Below are 17,811 nucleotides of genomic sequence, written 5' to 3'. Positions count from 1 at the left end.
GGAGCAAGCCCCCTCCCACCTTTGGAATGCATCCCCCTGTGGGAGGGAGCTTGCTCCCGATGAGGCCAGCAGCCCCACCCCATAATCCGGATCAGACCACCGCCGCCCGCCGCTGAACGAACCGATCCACATACTCATCCGCCGGCGAATGCAAAATCTCCCGCGGCGTGCCGACCTGGATCAGCTTGCCGTCCTTGAGGATCGCAATGCGGTTGCCGATACGCACCGCCTCGTCGAGGTCGTGAGTGATGAACACGATGGTCTTGTGCAGGGTCTTTTGCAGTTCGAGCAACTGGTCCTGCATCTCGGCGCGGATCAGCGGGTCGAGGGCGCTGAAGGCTTCGTCCATCAGGATGATGTCGGTGTCCGCCGCGAGGGCGCGGGCCAGGCCGACCCGTTGGCGCATGCCGCCGGAGAGCTGGTGCGGGTATTTGTTTTCGTAGCCTTTGAGGCCCACGGTTTCGATCCAGTGCAGCGCGCGCTCGGTGCAGACCTGCTTGGTTTCGCCGCGCACTTTCAGGCCGTAGGCGACGTTGTCGAGCACGTTCTTGTGGGGCAGCAGGCCGAAGCTCTGGAACACCATGCTGATCTTGTGTCGACGGAATTCGCGCAGGGCTTGCATGTCCAGTTGCAGGATGTCTTCGCCGTCCACCAGGATCGCGCCGCTGGTGGGGTCGATCAGGCGATTGAAGTGGCGCACCAGGGTCGATTTCCCCGAACCCGACAGGCCCATGATCACAAAGATCTCGCCGGTGCCGATGCTCAGGGACAGGTCGTTGACGCCGACCACGCAACCGGTCTCGGCCAGCACCTGATCCTTGGTCTTGCCCTGGCCGATCAGCGCCAGCGCGTCCTTGGCGCGGTTGCCGAAGATCTTGAAGACGTTTTTCACTTCGATTTTGCTGACAGTAGTCATTTGCTCGCCTCATGCCGTGGACGACCATAGGCCTGGGTGATGCGGTCGATGACCACGGCGAGAATCACGATGGCCAGCCCGGCTTCAAGGCCGCGGCCGACGTTGAGGGTCTGGATGCCGACAAGGACATCTTCGCCCAGGCCGCGGGCGCCGATCATCGAGGCGATCACCACCATCGACAACGCCATCATGGTGGTCTGGTTGATGCCGGCCATGATGCTCGGCAGCGCCAGCGGCAGTTGCACGCCGAACAGCTGTTGCCAGCGATTGGCGCCGAAGGCGTTGATGGCTTCCATGACTTCGCCGTCGACCTGGCGAATCCCCAGGTCGGTCAGGCGGATCAGCGGCGGCGCGGCGTAGATCACCGTGGCGAAAATCGCCGGCACCTTGCCCAGGCCGAACAGCATCAGCACCGGGATCAGGTACACGAAGCTGGGCATGGTTTGCATGATGTCGAGCAGCGGCATCAACACCGAACGCAGGCGATTGCTGCGCGCCGACAGGATGCCCAGCGGAATGCCGATCAGCACCGAGATCAGCGTAGCGACCAGCATCAGGGCCAGCGTCTGCATCAGTTTGTCCCACAGGCCGACCGCGCCCACCAGGAACAACAGGCCGACGATCACCGCGGTGGTCACCACCTTGCGCGTGGCGTGCCAGGCCACGGCGCCGACGATGGCCAGCATCAGCCACCAGGGCGCGGCGCGCAGCAGGCCCTCGAGGTTGACGATGGCCCATAGCAGGGTGTCGGAGATGTGCCGGAACACATCGCCGTAGTTGGTCACCAGCGAATCCACCCAACCGTTGACCCAGTCGGCGATGGAAAACGTAAAACTCTCAGGAAACATAGCGTGCTCTCGATCCAGTGGGTTGTGGCCAGGCGCCCGGCTGCCCCTCAGGGTAGTCGGGCGCGCATGACCTACAAGGCCGCGTCGATTTTCTTGGCGGCGTCTTCGCTCACCCAGGCGTGCCAGATTTCAGGGTGTTCCTTGAGGAATAGTTTCGCCAGTTTCGGCGACTCGATTCGCTCCTTGGCCATGCGCCCCAGGTTCTGGTTCAGCAGGTCGATCGGCAGGTTGACCTTTTCCAGCACGGCCACCAGTTCCGGTGCCTGTTCGTGGAAGGTCTTGGACAGGCCGACCTTGATGCTCACGCTCTTATCCACGCCGGGTTTTTCTTCCAGCTTGACCAGGTCGACCTGGCCCATCAGCGGCGTTGGCGACCAGTAGTAGAACAGGATCGGCTCGCCGCGCTTGTAGCTCGACAGCACCGCCGCATCCAGCGCCGGGCCGGTGCCAGGACGGAAGTTGGTGTAGCTGCTCTCCAGGCCGTAGCTCTTGAGCATCGCGCTGTTGTCCAGCTCGCAGGTCCAGCCGGCCGGGCAATTATAGAAGCGGCCTTTGGACGGCTCTTCCTGGTCCTTGAACACCGCAGCGTACTTGGCCAGGTCGGCGATGTTTTTCAGGCCCGGCGCCTTGGCTTCCAGCTTGCGCTTGGCATCGCCTTCGATCACGTAACGCGGCACATACCAGCCTTCGATCGCACCGACAATCGGCGCGCCGACACCGACGACCTTGCCGGCCTTCTCGGCCTTGTTCCACACCTCGCTGCGGCCGACCCACTCTTCGGCAAACACTTGAATGTCATTGCTGCTCAGGGCGTTTTCCATGGTGATCGAATTACCCGGCAGGCTGTCGGTCTTGCAGTCGTAGCCCTTTTCCATAACGGTTTGCAGGATGTCAGTGAGCAACATGCCGCTTTCCCAGTTCAGGCCGGCGAATTTCACCGGTTTACCGGACTCGCACCAACCGGCCGCCTGGGCACCGGCGCTTGCCAGCAAGCCCATGGACAGCAATGTGGTCAGCAGGGTCTTGTTCGATTTCATTGTGTGACGCTCCTAATCATGAGTTGGCTTACGGCAGTCAAGAGGCATCCTGCCCGGTCCACGTCCAATCAGGCCCGCGCCGCAGAGCGACTGGCGCCGCTGGCTGGGGCAGGTACAACGCTGTCCTGCTCGACCGGCAGAATCAGTTGATCGGGCACGGCGCTGTGCCATTTTTTCGCACACACGTAATACAGAACTGCGGGAATTATCAGACCGATGATCCAGGAAATATCCACATCACCCAGGGCGGCCACCAGCGGACCGGTGTAGAACTTGGTGGAGATGAACGGCAATTGCACCAGCACACCGAACACATAGACGCTGATACCGAGCAGGTTCCAACGCCCATAGCGCCCGTCCGGATCGGCCAGCGCCGTCACGTCATAACGCTCGCGGGTGATGCAGTAGTAGTCCACCAGGTTGATCGCGCTCCAAGGCGTAAAGAACGCCAGCAGGAACAGGATGAAAGACTTGAACGCACCGAGGAACGAGTGCTGGCCGAGCAACGCGATCAGAGTCGCCGTACCGACGATGGCCAGCACAAAAACCAGACGCTGCAAGCGCGTGACCTGCAGGCGCCCCCGGAAGCCGCTGATGATGGTGGCAATGCACATGAAGCTGCCGTAGGAGTTCAGCGTGGAGATGGTGACCTTGCCGAACGCGATGCTGAAATACAGCAGCGCGGCGGTGGCCCCCGTACCGCCCAAACCGACGATGTAGGCCACTTCATGACCGGCGAATTGCCCGTTGGACAGAGCGGCGGCAAACACACCGAGGACCATCGCCACCTGTGCGCCGATCACCGACCCCGCGCCGGCGGCCAGGAAGGTTTTCAGCGAGGACGTCTGGCTCGGCAGGTAGCGCGAATAGTCCGCCACGTAAGGGCCGAAGGCGATTTGCCAGGAGGCTGCGAGCGACACCGCGAGCAGGAAGCTGCTCCAACTGAAGTGACGGATTTGCAGCAGCGCGCCAATGTCGGCCTGGCTCATCAGACGGCTGAACAGGTAGACAAAGGCAATCACACCAATGACGCTGGCGACCCGGCCGATGAAGTGGATCACGCGGTAGCCGAGCACCGTGACCAGCACGATGACACTGGCAAAGACAAGGATACCGACGCTGTCGCTGACGCCGAACAACTGGCCCAGCGCCTGACCGGAAAGCACGGTGCCGGTGGCGGTGAACCCCAGATACATCAAACACACCAGCACGATCGGGATGGCCGCGCCATAAACCCCGAACTGCACCCGGCTGGAGATCATCTGCGGCAGACCAAGCTTGGGCCCTTGCGCCGCGTGCAACGCCATGACGCTGCCGCCGAGCAGTTGGCCGATCAACAGGCCGATCAACGACCAGAACACATCACCGCCCAGCACCACGGCCAGGGCCCCGGTGACAATCGCGGTGATTTGCAGGTTGGCGCCCATCCATAGGGTGAACTGGCTAAACAGACGTCCGTGTCTTTCCGCTTCCGGGATGTAGTCGATCGAACGCCTTTCGATCAACGGGGTGGTGCTTGCACGCGCGTCATTTGCAGCCATGTGTGTTCAACCTCTGATGGATTGTTTTGGGTACTGATTGCTCTTCTGTGGGAGCTGGCTTGCCTGCGATGCGGGCGACGCGGTCTTTCGGGTAGACCGCGGTGATGCAATCGCAGGCAAGCCAGCTCCCACAGAAACCGAGCCAGTCGTTACTTGATCATCGGCAGGTTCAAGCCCTGCTCTTTGGCGCAATCGATCGCGATCTGGTAACCCGCATCGGCGTGACGCATCACCCCGGTGGCCGGGTCGTTGTGCAGCACACGGGCAATCCGCTCGGCCGCTTCGTCGGTGCCGTCGCAGACGATCACCATCCCCGAGTGCTGCGAGAAGCCCATGCCCACACCGCCGCCGTGGTGCAGCGAGACCCAGGTCGCGCCGCTGGCGGTGTTGAGCAAGGCGTTGAGCAGCGGCCAGTCGGACACGGCGTCGGAGCCGTCCTGCATGGATTCGGTTTCGCGGTTGGGGCTGGCCACCGAGCCGGAGTCGAGGTGGTCGCGGCCGATCACCACCGGCGCGGACAGCTCACCGCTGCGCACCATTTCGTTGAACGCCAGGCCCAGCTTGGCGCGTTGGCCCAGGCCGACCCAGCAGATACGCGCCGGCAGGCCCTGGAAGCTGATGCGTTCGCGGGCCATGTCCAGCCAGTTGTGCAGGTGCGCGTCGTCGGGGATCAGCTCTTTGACTTTGGCGTCGGTCTTGTAGATGTCTTGCGGGTCGCCCGACAGCGCGGCCCAGCGGAACGGGCCGATGCCACGGCAGAACAGCGGGCGGATGTAGGCCGGTACGAAGCCTGGGAAGTCGAACGCGTTTTCCACGCCCTCTTCTTGCGCCATCTGACGGATGTTGTTGCCGTAGTCGAAGGTCGGGATGCCTTGTTTCTGAAAGTCCAACATCGCTTTGACGTGAACGGCCATCGACTGCTTGGCGGCCTTGATCACGGCCGCCGGTTCGGTCTTGGCGCGGGCGCGGTATTCGTCCCAGGTCCAGCCGGCCGGCAGGTAGCCGTTGAGAGGGTCGTGGGCGCTGGTCTGGTCGGTGACCATGTCCGGGCGCACGCCGCGCTTGACCAGTTCCGGCAGGATTTCGGCGGCGTTGCCCAGCAGGGCGATGGAGATCGCTTTGCCTTCCTGGGTGTACTTGGCGATGCGCGCCAGGGCGTCGTCGAGGTCGCTGGCCTGTTCGTCGACATAACGGCTGTTCAGGCGGAAATCGATGCTGACCTGCTGGCATTCAATGTTCAGCGAGCATGCGCCGGCCAGGGTCGCGGCCAGCGGCTGCGCGCCGCCCATGCCGCCGAGGCCGGCGGTCAGTACCCAACGGCCTTTGAGGTTGCTGTCGTAATGCTGGCGACCGGCCTCGACGAAGGTTTCGTAGGTGCCCTGGACGATGCCCTGGCTGCCGATGTAGATCCAGCTGCCGGCGGTCATCTGGCCGTACATGGCCAGGCCCTTGGCATCCAGTTCGTTGAAGTGTTCCCAGCTGGCCCAGTGCGGCACCAGGTTGGAGTTGGCGATCAGCACACGCGGGGCATTGCGGTGGGTCTTGAACACACCGACCGGTTTGCCCGACTGCACCAGCAGGGTTTCGTCATCGTTCAGGTTGGTGAGGCTCTCGACAATCTGGTCATAGCACTCCCAGTTACGCGCCGCACGGCCGATGCCGCCGTACACCACCAGCTCTTTCGGGTTTTCGGCCACTTGCGGGTCAAGGTTGTTCATCAGCATGCGCAGCGGCGCTTCGGTCAGCCAGCTTTTGGCGGTGAGCGTGTTACCGCGCGCGGCGCGGATTTCGACGTCTCGGTATTTTGTAGGCTTAGCGTTAGAAAAATCGGTCACAACCAGAACTCCTCAGCGATCGATGCGCGAACTGGATGCGTGCGAAGTCGACTCTTACGCACACACCTTTACTTGTACATACAAGCATATGCAATCGAACGGCCAACTTTCCTGGAGTGCAGGCGCGATTGTTTGCACAGGCGTGCGCGAGCCTTGGAAATTAAGGCTTCGAGGCGTGATGAAATTTCTCGGGGGGCGGTTTTACAGCGAGGCCGGTTTGCCACGTCAGGGTGGTATTGCGCCACGCTGGGGCGTTCGGTAACAAAGTGGTGCGGAAGGCTGGAAACAGATCGCAAGAACAGTGGAGAAACAAATGTGGGAGGGGGCTTGCCCCCGATTGCAGTGGGTCAGCTACAGATAAGTTGACTGGTCCACCGCTATCGGGGTGTACAGACGGAGACATCCTTTACAAACGAGACCGGGGACATCCTTTACGTTTCTGGGTGCTGGACAGCCGGCTTGCACCGCTGTCTAGCCTACCCAGTGGATAGTTACATAGGTACATGTCCCACACGTTGTCGTCCACTTCTCGCAGTCCAACGGACTCTCCTACCAGTGACTCACTCAAAAAGATCATCCTGCCCCTCCACTTCATTGATCCGTCTGTTCTGACTTTGCGTACCTCCATATCCGCCCCATATTCGGCAGGAGGTACCCAGCCTGTATAGATCCTTGGCGATTTATCGTACAGATCGTTCGGCACTTTCATACCCAACGCCTCGTGCGGCCGATCATGATTGAATTCCTGTCGAAATCGTTCAAACGCCAACTGCTGCTGGACCATATTGGCTTCTGGCGTCTTCAGTAACGCGGCCTTGAGTGAGCGATGCATACGTTCATGCCGCCCGTTCTGATCGGGTCGCCCCGGCTGAATACGCTCTGGGTAGATACCCAGTCGTATCCACCATACGGCCAGACTCGAGAGCCTGTTGAGGCCGGTTGAAGCGAAGGGTGAACCGTTGTCAGTCCTGATGACGTCAGGCAGACCATACTCGCGAAAAGCCCAGTCAAAACCCTCGCGGGCCCCGGCCACACTGGGCTGAGCACGACACAACAATATGAATCTGCTGGCCTGATCCGTGAGTGTCAGCGGGTAACAGCGTCGGCCATCCGTCATTAAAAAGTCGCCTTTGAAGTCAGCGGCCCACGTTTGATTGGGGAGGTCTGCCGGGCGAAGTTTGACGGGGCCGGTAGGCGGACGATTGCGCTTGCGCCGCTCTTGGACCAGTCCCGCTCGTTTGAGCCATTCCCCCGCCGTGCTGGGTGCCGGCCAATGACATTCCGGATAGCGATTGGAAAGGACCTTGACCAGCTTTTTGGGGCCCCAGTCATGGTGTTGATGCTTGAGCTCAATTAGAGCAGCAATATGTGCATCGCACGTTTGAAAAGGGCTTGAGAGTGGACGGCGTGAAGCCTCCTTGAGTCCGTCCAAGCCCGCAGTGGCGTACCGTTGCAGCCACTTGTCCAAGGTCGGTCGACTAATGCCGTAGCTCAATGCCAGTTGACGTTTTGAATAGGCGCCGGACAGCCAGTCGCCTATCAATCTGACTTTTTGGTCCATAGGGGACTCTCGATTCCATGACATGGCCAGTTACCTCCTGGCCATGATTAATACATGTAAACGATGTCTCCGGTTTCAAACGTAAAGGATGTCTCCGGTCTGTACCGGGGCAAGCCCCCTCCCACATTTTTTAACCGCGGGCAGTCAGTTCGATGATGCAGCAGCGGCCCGTGACCGAGATATCCAGCAAACCAGCATTACCGTCCACCTGCAGGCAATCATGATGACCCAACACCTGGCCGAGCACCGTCACCTCATCGGCCACGCTGAACACCAGCACCGTCTGCGCGGTGCTGAAAAAGCGCTGCATCCCATCGACCCACTGCAACCGCGCATGGTACCGCTGGGGTGAATAGATCAGGTTGAAATCGCGGATCGGCCCACTGATCAGGCGACACGACACCTGGCTGTCGCCCTTGAACGCGAACGCTTGCAGCGGCAACAACCCCCGCTGCTCCTCGCCGTCCACGGTCAGGACCATGCCCGCACCGTTGATCACCGTGATCACGCGTTGATAGCCGGCGAAGGAGGAAAACCCGCCCGACTCGCCGATATCGGCAATCGACAGGCGCCAGCCAAAGCCCTCCAGGCCATGGCCGCCATCGCGGCTGATTTCTTCGGTGCTGCCGCCGCCGTTTTTCCACGGCATACGCACGTAATTGGCGGCGCGCCAGACGGTCACTGCACTCATTTACTAAAGCGTCCTTCCAGGCTGTGACGGGAACCGGGGTGGATCAAGCGCGCGGCGGTCACCGGCTGGCGACCGGACCAGGTGCGTCGACGAATCAACAGGCACGGCTCGCTCGGTTCGATCTGCAGCAACTTGCACTCGGCGGCATCGGCGAGGATCGCTTCGACCACATGCTCGCCCTCGGTCAACGGTGCGACCTGGTTCAAATAGGCGTAGGGGGTTTGCTGGGTGAAATCCTGCTGCAGGTATTCCGGCGCGACCAGGGCGTTGACGAAGCGGTCTTCGATTTGCACCGGAATATCGTTTTCAAAGTGAACGATCAGCGAGTGGAATACCCGCCCGCCTTCACGCATTTCCAGGGCGACGGCGCGCTCGGAACCGGCCGCCTCTTCGCCCAGGGTGATGACCTGGCAGGTATGCCGATGGCCGCGGGCGGCGATCTCATCGGCAATGTTATGCACTTCAAACAGCGCCGACTGGCTCTTGGGCTCGGCGACGAACGTGCCGACGCCTTGCATGCGTACCAGCAGCCCTTCGGCGGTGAGTTCACGCAGGGCGCGGTTGATGGTCATGCGGCTGAAACCCAGCTGGCTGACCAGTTCACTCTCCGACGGCACGCGGTAATGGGGCGGCCAGTTGCCGCTGAGGATCTGCTGGCTGATCATTTGTTTGACGCGGGCATACAAGGGCGCCGGACTTTCGTCCAGGTGGGCAGCCAGTGAAGACTTGGCGGGCGGAGTCGGCACGGGGAATCCTTGCAGGGGAAAAAGATGCATAGATTGCCGGAGTTTACCGAGCAGGCAAACGTCTGTATATGTATATACAAATAAACACACGACCGGGGTGCCCTGAACATGTCCGTTTTCTTTGCCGAACGCGCACTGCTGCCTGATGGATGGGCCAACGATGTACGCCTTGAAGTCGGCGTTGATGGCCTGCTGACCCACGTCGCGGCCAATGCCAGCGCAGACGGTGCCGAACGGCTCAGGGGGCCGGTGTTGGCGGGCATGCCGAACCTGCACTCCCATGCATTCCAGCGCGCCATGGCGGGCCTGGCCGAAGTGGCCGGCAACCCGAACGACAGCTTCTGGACCTGGCGCGAGCTGATGTACCGCATGGTCGGCAAGATCAATCCGGAGCAACTGCAGATCATCGCGCGCCAGTTGTATATCGAGATGCTCAAGGCCGGTTACACCTCGGTCGCGGAATTTCATTACGTCCACCACGACGTCAGCGGCCAGCCATATGCCGACCGCGCGGAACTGTCGCGGCAGATCAGCCAGGCGGCCGCCAGCAGCGGGATTGGCCTGACATTGCTGCCGGTGCTCTACAGCCACTCCGGGTTTGGCGGCCAGGCACCCAATGAAGGCCAGCGGCGGTTTATCAACAGCGGCGAACATTATCTGGAGCTGCAGGCGCGCCTGAAACCGATCCTCGCCGCACAGCCGGCGCAGCAACTGGGCTTGTGCTTTCACTCCCTGCGCGCCGTCACGCCGCAACAGATCACAGACGTGCTGGCTGCCAGCGACAAGGCCTGCCCGGTGCATATCCACATCGCCGAGCAACAGAAAGAAGTCGACGACTGCCTGGCCTGGAGCGGCAAACGCCCGCTGCAATGGCTGTATGACAACGTCGACGTCGATGAGCGCTGGTGCCTGGTACACGCCACCCATGCCGACCCCGAGGAAGTGACGCGCATGGCCAACAGCCGCGCGATTGCCGGTTTGTGCCTGACCACCGAAGCCAACCTGGGCGACGGGATTTTTCCGGCAGTGGATTTCCTCGCTCAAGGCGGGCGCCTGGGTATTGGTTCCGACAGCCATGTGTCGCTGAGCGTGGTGGAAGAACTGCGCTGGCTGGAATACGGCCAACGCCTGCGCGATCAGCGGCGCAATCGCCTGTATCGCCACGACCAACCGATGGTCGGCCGCACGCTGTTCGATGCCGCACTGGACGGCGGCGCCCAGGCGCTGGGGCAGCCGATTGGTCGTCTGGAAGTGGGCAAGCGCGCCGATTGGCTGGTGCTGGACGGAAACGATCCGTACCTGGCGACGGCGACCGAAGACGGGATTCTCAATCGCTGGCTGTTCGCCGGTGGCGATCGCCAGGTGCGTGATGTGCTGGTCAACGGCAAGTGGGTGGTGCGCGATGGGCGGCATGCCGCTGAAGAAGAGAGCAGCCGGGCGTTTACCCAGGTTTTGAGAGAGTTACTCGGTTAACAGGCAACCCATAACAAATGTGGGAGGGGCGGTGCGACGATTCGACTTGCCCCCTCCCACAATTGGATTTGTGCTGATCCAGAGTTACTGCGAGGTCTTCGCCATCTGCTTGTCCGACGTGCGCCAGATCAAACGCGTGGTGTCATAACCCTGCTGCCGTGCCCTGCTCAGCAGGTCTTCGCGGGTGTCGGCGCTGACCGTCGGCGTGCGCGACAAGATCCACATATAGCGCCGGCTCGGGCTACCGACGAGGGCAGTCTTGTAATCATCGCTGACATACAACACCCAGTAGTCGCCCTTGGCGACGCCCGGCAACAGCGCGGTAAACCAGTTATTGAATTCCACCCTGAGCTTGTCGGTCTTGCCCGGCACTTGCGGCGTAGCGGTGCCCTTGGCTTCTTCCCACTTCCAGTCGCTGGTCAGACAGCGGTTGAACACCGACATATCGCCATCCGGCAACAAGGTGTAGCGGGCCTCGGACTGCGCGCAGTTGCGCTGGAAGTACATCGGCAATCGCGCCAATTCGTACCAGGTGCCCTGGTAACGCTTGAGGTTGACGTTACCCGCGGTCTTGGGTTGCAGATCATCGCCAGAATGGCTGGCGCAGCCCGCCAAAAACAGGCTGGCGCAAAGGAACACAACAAAACGCATCATTCTTCTTCTCCCGCAGGCTTTCGCCCCGGTTTACTTCAGGCCTTGCCCGGAAAACATCAGAACTTTGTCACCGGCATATTGAACGCTGATAAAGCTGTTTTTATCGCCCCAGGTGCAGCTGGACATACCCAGCGCGCCGGAACAATCGGTCGGCTTACCGAGCAACGACTCCACCTCGGCCTTGGCCATGCCAGCCGACAGCTTCGCGTAATTTTCCTGATTGATCTTGCTGCAAGCGGCCAACAGCACGCAAAAGGCCAGCAAAGCGAGACGGCGTAACGACATGGAATAACTCCTGGAGGGACGAGGCAGGTTGGGGGTCTGCCAGAAGCTTAGAAGGGAAAACAGGTGTCTGGTTCCCGACAAACGAAAACAAAAAAGCCCCGAAAACGCTGAAACGTTTCGGGGCTTCTCATCGTTCAAGACTTCACGTCTTGAACGTGCCGAGGGAGCTTGCTCCCTCGCCGCACTTACTTCTTGTGATAGCCGGTCACGCGCTCGACTTCTTCCTTCGAACCCAGGAACACCGCCACGCGCTGGTGCAGGCCTTCGGGCTGGATGTCGAGGATGCGCTGGTGGCCGTCGGTGGACACACCGCCCGCCTGTTCAACCAGGAACGACATCGGGTTGGCTTCGTACATCAGGCGCAGCTTGCCCGGCTTGGACGGCTCGCGGCTGTCACGCGGGTACATGAACACGCCACCGCGGGTCAGGATACGGTGTACATCAGCCACCATCGCCGCGACCCAGCGCATGTTGAAGTTTTTCTTCAACGGGCCTTCTTCGCCTTCCATCAACTCGCTGACGTAGCGCTTGACCGGTTCTTCCCAGTGGCGCTGGTTGGACATGTTGATCGCAAATTCCTGGGTAGAAGCAGGAATCGAGATGTCTTCGTGGGTCAGCACGAAGCTGCCCATTTCGCGGTCCAGGGTGAAGCCTTTGACGCCGTCGCCCAAGGTCAGCACCAGCATGGTCTGCGGGCCGTAGATCGCATAACCGGCGGCAACCTGCTGGGTACCCGGCTGCAGGAAGGCCTTTTCGTTCAGGGCTTCGTTCTGGCTCAGGTGTTCGTTCGGGCAACGCAGCACCGAGAAGATGGTGCCGACCGGGGCGTTGATGTCGATGTTGGACGAGCCGTCCAGTGGGTCGAACACCAGCAGGTAGGCGCCTTTCGGGTATTTGCCCGGGATCTGGTAGGCATTGTCCATTTCTTCGGACGCCATGCCGGCCAGGTGACCGCCCCATTCGTTGGCTTCGAGCAGGATCTCGTTGGAGATCACGTCGAGTTTCTTCTGCACTTCGCCTTGGACGTTTTCAGTGCCCATGCTGCCGAGGACGCCACCCAGCGCGCCTTTGGACACGGCGTGGCTGATTTCCTTGCAAGCACGCGCCACCACTTCGATAAGGAAGCGCAGATCGGCAGGCGTGTTGTTACTGCGGGTCTGCTCGATCAAATAGCGACTCAGGGTAACGCGGGACATGGAAGGCTCCGATGTATGGGGGGGCTAAAAACCCGCGCAGTTTAACGCGAGTCGGGGCGTATTTCCTCCTATCAGAGGATTTAAACCCAATAGAGTTCATGGACGTTATTTAACGTGCTGCTGCAGGCTTGCGCAGCAAACTGTAAGCCATGGCCCCCAGCGCCGCCACACCGAGCAGCAATACGGCCCAGAGTCCGAGTTTTTTCCAGTTCGGTTCGGTGTCGACAGCGGCCACGAGCGCTGGCGACGTGACCCTGACGTCCCCCGCCACCGTGGCCTGCCCCAAGGTGTTGAGGCGCTCGGCGCTGTAGTCGGGGATCAGGGTCGACAGCGGCAGGTTCGCCGCCTTGGCCGAGGCATTCCCCAGCGCCAGGGTGAACGGCGGCTCGCCCCGCGCCAGGAACACCAACTGAGTGGCGCGCACGGCAACCCGCAGGGTCGGCGCGGCGGTGCCCAGGCCGCCGCCGCGCTCATCCACCTGCAACTTGAGTTCGGCGACCGCCTGGCCCGGCAACTGCAATTGATCCTGCACCACGTCCTGGCCGTTCTGGGTCAGGCGGTACAGCAAACCATTGCTCAGCGGCTGCCAGGCTTGCTTGCTGTCGCGTCGCCCCGACAAGGTCACGGGCGCCAGCGTATTGGGTTGTGTCAATTCCACGCGCAGGCGCTCGACGTTCAGCCCCGCCGGCAACTGCCAGGTGTATTCCCCCGCCTGCAGCCGCGTGCCGGAGAGCGGCTGCGACCACACCCATGGCGTCGGCAGGCTGCTGCGGGTGGCGCTGACCAATTTGGCCGAGGTCAACAGCGGCGCCGCCTGGCCCTGCCACAACAGGCGCAGGTAACGCGCCGTTTGCCCCGGCAGGTTGACGTCGTGCTGCTCGACGCGCTCGTCGGCAAACGACAAGCGCGCCACTTGCCCGTCGCCCCAGGGCGTCCAGTGCTGCAAGTCATCGCTGGCTTCGATGCTGAATCGCTGGAAGCCTTCTTGCTCGTGGCTCCAGTCGAGGCTCAGTTGCTGCAACGGCGCCTTGATCGCACTGGCGTCGAGCACCCAGCCGCGCAGCACCTGCTGGCCGGTCGTGGTTGCCGTGGAGGGGCGCACCTCCAGCAAGGTGCCTTCGGCGCTGGACTTCATCACCACCGCTGGCAAGGTTTCGCGGGTGTCGGCGGCGTACAGCGGGAACCACTTCACATCGGCAACGTTACGGTTCTCGGTGTGTTGCGCAGATTGGCGCGACAGCGCGTAGGCCTGGGGCTCACCGGCGGCATTGAATACGCGCAGGTCGCTGAGGTCGGCCTGGCGCGCACTCAGTTGCACGGCCAGCGGCAATTCGAGGCGATACCACGGGCCGTTGCCGCTGATACTCAGCGGCACCTGGGCGGAGAAGTCGGCGGGCGTTTCCTGGGCCCATACCGACAATGTCGCACACACGCCCACTACCGCCACGCTCAACTTACCGATCAAGAGGATGCTCCTTCAGTTTCCAACACAGGTTCGGCGCGCTTGGGCGGCAGCGGTGCGAAGTAACCCACCACCAGCAACAACCCGCCCACGCCAATGAACGACACGATCCGCGCCAGGCCGCCACGGTTGCTCAGCTCGACAAAAAACAACTTGGCCACCACCACGGCAATCAACGCCGCGCCGATCAGCCAAACTTCGCGACGATGGCGCAGGTGACCGCCGATCATCAGGCCGAGGGCGATCAGGGTCCAGATGATCGACAAACCGGCTTGCACCAGCATCGACTCCAGCAACGCGTCCAGGTGAAACGGCACGCCGCCCCAATGGTGGGCGGTACGCATCACCAGCGCCGTGAAGAACGCAAACAGCGAAGCCCCCGCCACCCCTTGGGCGATCCATTCGGCACGCGGCCCGCGCTGCGGCGCCACACTGCGCGACCACAGATACACGCCAAGCAGGGCAAACAGCAGGCCCAGGTCCAGCGGGTTGATCAGCGGCACATAGGGCAACGGCTTGGCCGTACCGTCGCTGAACGTATTGGCCAGCCAGAACCAGCCGAGCATCAGCACCGCCAACGGCAGCGCCGCCAGCACGCGGTACTCCTTGCCATAGGCCGACACCGGCCATGGCCAACTGCGCGGCGCAGCCGCCAGCACCAGGTAGAGGCTCGGCAGGATCGCCCAGCCCAGCCAGCGCCAGGCGTTGTATTCGCTCGACAGCAACAACAGGCCGTAGCGCAGCTCCAGCGCCAGGACGCCGATCAACATCCAGCTACCCAACACATGGGCAACGCTCAGTACTTTGGCCGGAGCCACCGCCGCCAAGCGCCGCAATGAGATGAAATGCACCGCGAACACCGCCAGCCAGGCCAGCCAGCCGAACTGCGCCGCCGGGTGATAGTAGCTATGGGCAGACACCAGCAACACCGCTGCCGCCGCCGGCATCAGCAAGGTGCAGAGCATCGCCAGCGAGGCCCAGCGCAGGCGCGCCGCGAACAGCGTCCAGAGCGCCACGCTCGCCGCGGCGATACCCAGCAGGAACGCGCCCTGCAACTCTTGCGGGATAAACCGCAGCACTTCGCCGATCAGCGCCAACGCCCACCAGGCCGCGCCCCATACCAGCAACAGGTCGGACAGGCGTTGCAGTTTCAGCACGGCAAACACTGGCGCATGAGGTTCGCGCTGCAAGCGCCAGGCGCCGACCAGAGCGGCCAGGCCCAACACCATCGGCGTCCAGAAACCGCTGTGCGCCAACGGACGCAAACCTTCATTGGTCAACGGCCCGAGCAGTTCCGGCACTGCCAGCAGGAACGACGCGCCGCCGATCAGTTGCAGCAGCAAACCGAACACAAAACTGACGCGCTGTTGCAGGTACAGGCTCAACCAGATGATCAGCAGACCACTCGCCGCCCACACCCCGCTGGCGCTTTCCCAAGGCAGCACAAACAGCACGGCCAGGTTGATCAACACCAGGCCGGCCAGCAACACCACCGACAACCCGCGCAACAGGCGCGCGTCGCTGCGCACCATGTCGTCACGGGCCGCCAGCAGCATGCCGCCGATCAACGCCAGCCCGATCAGCGAGGCCGTCAGCAAACCGCCCCAACCCGCGCTGAATACCGCCGCGCCATCACCGCCTTGCAGGCGCAACAGGAACAACGCGCCACCCAGCAGTTGCACGGCGAACGCGGTGAACAGAAAGGTCCGTGAACCGATGCGCAGGCCCACGTACAGCGTCGCCAGGCCGGCGAGCGCCCAACTGATGGCGGTGCCCTGGGTCAGCAACAGCAGCGGTGCGAGCAGGTACACAAAGGTCAGCCCGAGACTGGCCAACACCGGCAAGCCCTTGCGCTCCCAAGCCGCCGCCTGTTCGGTGGAGGCGTTGCGCAACTGCGCGAAGCTGAACAGCAACGCGGTGCCCAGCAACAGCGCGCCCAATGGCGCACCGTCCAGCATTGTGTGTGCGCCGACGCGCAGTTCACTGAGGAACGCCAGCGCCGAGCCCAGTTGCAACAACAGGCCGAACGCCCGCGCCAACGGCCGTTGCTGGCGCAGGCCGAGCCAGAAGATCCCGGCGCCTTCCACGGCCCAGGCCGCTGCGGTCCAGCGCGCGTCGAGGCCCAGGGGAATCGCCAGGCTGGCGAAGATCACGCCCAGGGCCAGACAGGTTTCCGCCAGCAACAAGGCACGCCCGCCACTGAGCAGTCGGGCCAGGCCCATGTAGATGATGCCCAGGCCCAGGGCGCTGAACGCAGCGGCAAACTCCAGGTGTTGGACCAGTGCGAACTGCAAGCCAAAGCCCACCAGCGGCGGACCGAACAGCAGGCTGCCGTCGACATAATCGCCCTTGGCCGCCGACCAGCGCAGCAGCGCGCCCCGGCTGTCGTCCTCGGGCGCGTCGTTCATCTCCAGCAATTTGCGCCGGGTGAACAGCAGGCCGATGGCCAGGTACATCAGGAAAAACACGATCAGGAACGGCTCGGTGCTCCATAGCAACTGCGGCGCATACGAACGCAGGCCCCAGGCGAAGCCGATGCCGAAGGTGCCGACAAAGCCGATCAGGTTGAGCAGGCGCCAGGCCTTGAACCAGGCGATGGCGAGGATGCCGGCATTGAGCAGGGCGAAGTAGCTGAACAGCGCCACATGACTGCCGGCGCCGGTGGAGGTCAGGATCGGCGCGGCAAACCCGCCCAGCGCCGCTGCGCAGGCCAGGCCCAACGCATCCTGGGTGATCGCCAGAATCGCCGAAAACAGCGTGACCGCCACCAGCAGGCCCAGCGCCGCGCCCGGGTCGATCAACGGGTGCAGGCGCATTGCGGCAAACACCGTCAGGTACAGCACCGCAATCCCGGTGCCTTGCAGCATCAAGCCGTAATTGCTGTTGCGCAGCCGCAACCACCAGCCCAGGCCCAGCAGGCCCAAGGCGGCGGCGGCAACCCCGGCATAACGCAGTTCGATCGGCACCACCATGCCTTCGGTGGCATAACGCAGCAAAAAGGCCAGGCCGAGGAACAGCAGCACCACGCCGACGCGCAACACGGTATTGCCGCCGAACAGCCAATTGCGCGCGCCGCGGATGGCGCGTTCGATCAGGTTCGGGCCTCGGGGGATAACCGGTTCAGGTGCAGGAGGTTTCTCGGCAGGCGTCCACACATCCGCCGGTAATGCCTGGCTTGGTTCGGCGGCAATGGCGACGGGGGTCGGCGCCAGTTCGGCGGGCAATTCCCAGATAAGCTCGGGGGCCTTGGCCGGCGGGGCGGATTCGGCGACGGGGGATTCGACCACCACACTGTGCGCCAGCGGCGCAGGTTCGGGTGCAGGCTTTTCCATTTGCGCCAGGCGTTGTTCCAGCGCGGTGAGCGCTTTCTGCGCGGTCTCCAACTGACGGCCTTGTTCATCCGTGCGCGAAGCCAGCATCGACAGGCGAATCGCCTGACCAATGCCCAACCCCAGCAGCGCGCCGATGCCCGCGTCGCCGAACGACTCATCGAGCGTCCAGCCGAGCGCCAGCCCAATCAGCATGAAAATCCATTGCATGGTCGATATTCCCTAAGCAAACCGGGA

The 17,811-nt window shown here is 62.4% G+C and carries 14 protein-coding genes; 1 reads left to right on the top strand and 13 read right to left on the bottom strand.

The window, feature by feature from the left end:
* Positions 1–91: 91 nt before the first annotated feature.
* From JN756_RS01800 to hutC, 8 genes are all read right to left on the bottom strand, one after another.
* Positions 92–916, bottom strand: coding sequence for a quaternary amine ABC transporter ATP-binding protein (locus JN756_RS01800; RefSeq protein ID WP_017849905.1), 825 nt, complete (start codon positions 914–916; stop codon positions 92–94).
* The gene (locus JN756_RS01795; RefSeq protein ID WP_046384990.1) at positions 913–1,764 is read right to left on the bottom strand and encodes an ABC transporter permease; all 852 of its coding nucleotides are present in this window, start codon (positions 1,762–1,764) and stop codon (positions 913–915) included. Before JN756_RS01795 ends, JN756_RS01800 begins: the two co-directional genes overlap by 4 nt.
* Positions 1,765–1,835: 71 nt before the next feature.
* Positions 1,836–2,801, bottom strand: coding sequence for an ABC transporter substrate-binding protein (locus JN756_RS01790; RefSeq protein ID WP_046384991.1), 966 nt, complete (start codon positions 2,799–2,801; stop codon positions 1,836–1,838).
* Positions 2,802–2,869: 68 nt separating this feature from the next.
* Entirely contained in the window at positions 2,870–4,342 is a 1,473-nt protein-coding gene (locus JN756_RS01785) for a purine-cytosine permease family protein (RefSeq protein WP_108526624.1), read from the bottom strand.
* A 149-nt stretch (positions 4,343–4,491) separates the two neighbouring features.
* The gene (gene hutU / locus JN756_RS01780; RefSeq protein ID WP_057003614.1) at positions 4,492–6,177 is read right to left on the bottom strand and encodes a urocanate hydratase; all 1,686 of its coding nucleotides are present in this window, start codon (positions 6,175–6,177) and stop codon (positions 4,492–4,494) included.
* A 406-nt stretch (positions 6,178–6,583) separates the two neighbouring features.
* Complete coding sequence (locus tag JN756_RS01775) at positions 6,584–7,762, bottom strand: integrase core domain-containing protein (protein WP_372340312.1); 1,179 nt, start codon at positions 7,760–7,762, stop codon at positions 6,584–6,586.
* Positions 7,763–7,868: 106 nt separating this feature from the next.
* Positions 7,869–8,429: a HutD/Ves family protein gene (locus tag JN756_RS01770; RefSeq protein ID WP_169863789.1), complete on the bottom strand. Its 561-nt coding sequence runs from the start codon at positions 8,427–8,429 to the stop codon at positions 7,869–7,871.
* Positions 8,426–9,205 (bottom strand): histidine utilization transcriptional repressor HutC, encoded by a 780-nt coding sequence (gene hutC, locus JN756_RS01765; RefSeq protein WP_169850562.1) that lies wholly within the window; start codon positions 9,203–9,205, stop codon positions 8,426–8,428. Before hutC ends, JN756_RS01770 begins: the two co-directional genes overlap by 4 nt.
* Positions 9,206–9,283: 78 nt before the next feature.
* Between hutC and JN756_RS01760 the strand changes: the two genes are divergently transcribed.
* Entirely contained in the window at positions 9,284–10,648 is a 1,365-nt protein-coding gene (locus JN756_RS01760; RefSeq protein WP_017849912.1) for a formimidoylglutamate deiminase, read from the top strand.
* Between the two features lie 84 nt (positions 10,649–10,732).
* Here the strand turns inward: JN756_RS01760 and JN756_RS01755 are convergent, their stop codons facing one another.
* The 5 genes from JN756_RS01755 to JN756_RS01735 all read right to left on the bottom strand — a co-directional run bounded on the left by JN756_RS01755 (position 10,733) and on the right by JN756_RS01735 (position 17,784).
* Positions 10,733–11,302, bottom strand: a complete 570-nt coding sequence (locus tag JN756_RS01755; RefSeq protein WP_017849913.1) for a lipocalin family protein — start codon at positions 11,300–11,302, stop codon at positions 10,733–10,735.
* Positions 11,303–11,332: 30 nt separating this feature from the next.
* Positions 11,333–11,587 carry a hypothetical protein gene (locus JN756_RS01750; protein WP_010563154.1) on the bottom strand — a complete coding sequence of 85 codons (255 nt, stop codon included), beginning with the start codon at positions 11,585–11,587 and terminating at the stop codon, positions 11,333–11,335.
* 185 nt (positions 11,588–11,772) lie between these two features.
* Positions 11,773–12,783: a class 1 fructose-bisphosphatase gene (locus JN756_RS01745; protein ID WP_046384995.1), complete on the bottom strand. Its 1,011-nt coding sequence runs from the start codon at positions 12,781–12,783 to the stop codon at positions 11,773–11,775.
* 109 nt (positions 12,784–12,892) lie between these two features.
* The gene (locus JN756_RS01740) at positions 12,893–14,245 is read right to left on the bottom strand and encodes a DUF3999 domain-containing protein (RefSeq protein WP_169863899.1); all 1,353 of its coding nucleotides are present in this window, start codon (positions 14,243–14,245) and stop codon (positions 12,893–12,895) included.
* Positions 14,245–17,784 (bottom strand): DUF2339 domain-containing protein, encoded by a 3,540-nt coding sequence (locus JN756_RS01735; protein ID WP_057003612.1) that lies wholly within the window; start codon positions 17,782–17,784, stop codon positions 14,245–14,247. Before JN756_RS01735 ends, JN756_RS01740 begins: the two co-directional genes overlap by 1 nt.
* Between the last annotated feature and the right edge of the window lie 27 nt (positions 17,785–17,811).

The organism is Pseudomonas sp. Y39-6 (genome assembly GCF_023651955.1).
In the GTDB taxonomy this organism is placed as follows: Bacteria; Pseudomonadota; Gammaproteobacteria; order Pseudomonadales; family Pseudomonadaceae; genus Aquipseudomonas; species Aquipseudomonas veronii.
Note: the sequence above shows the minus strand (reverse complement) of the source record. Positions and strands in the feature narration are given on the sequence as shown.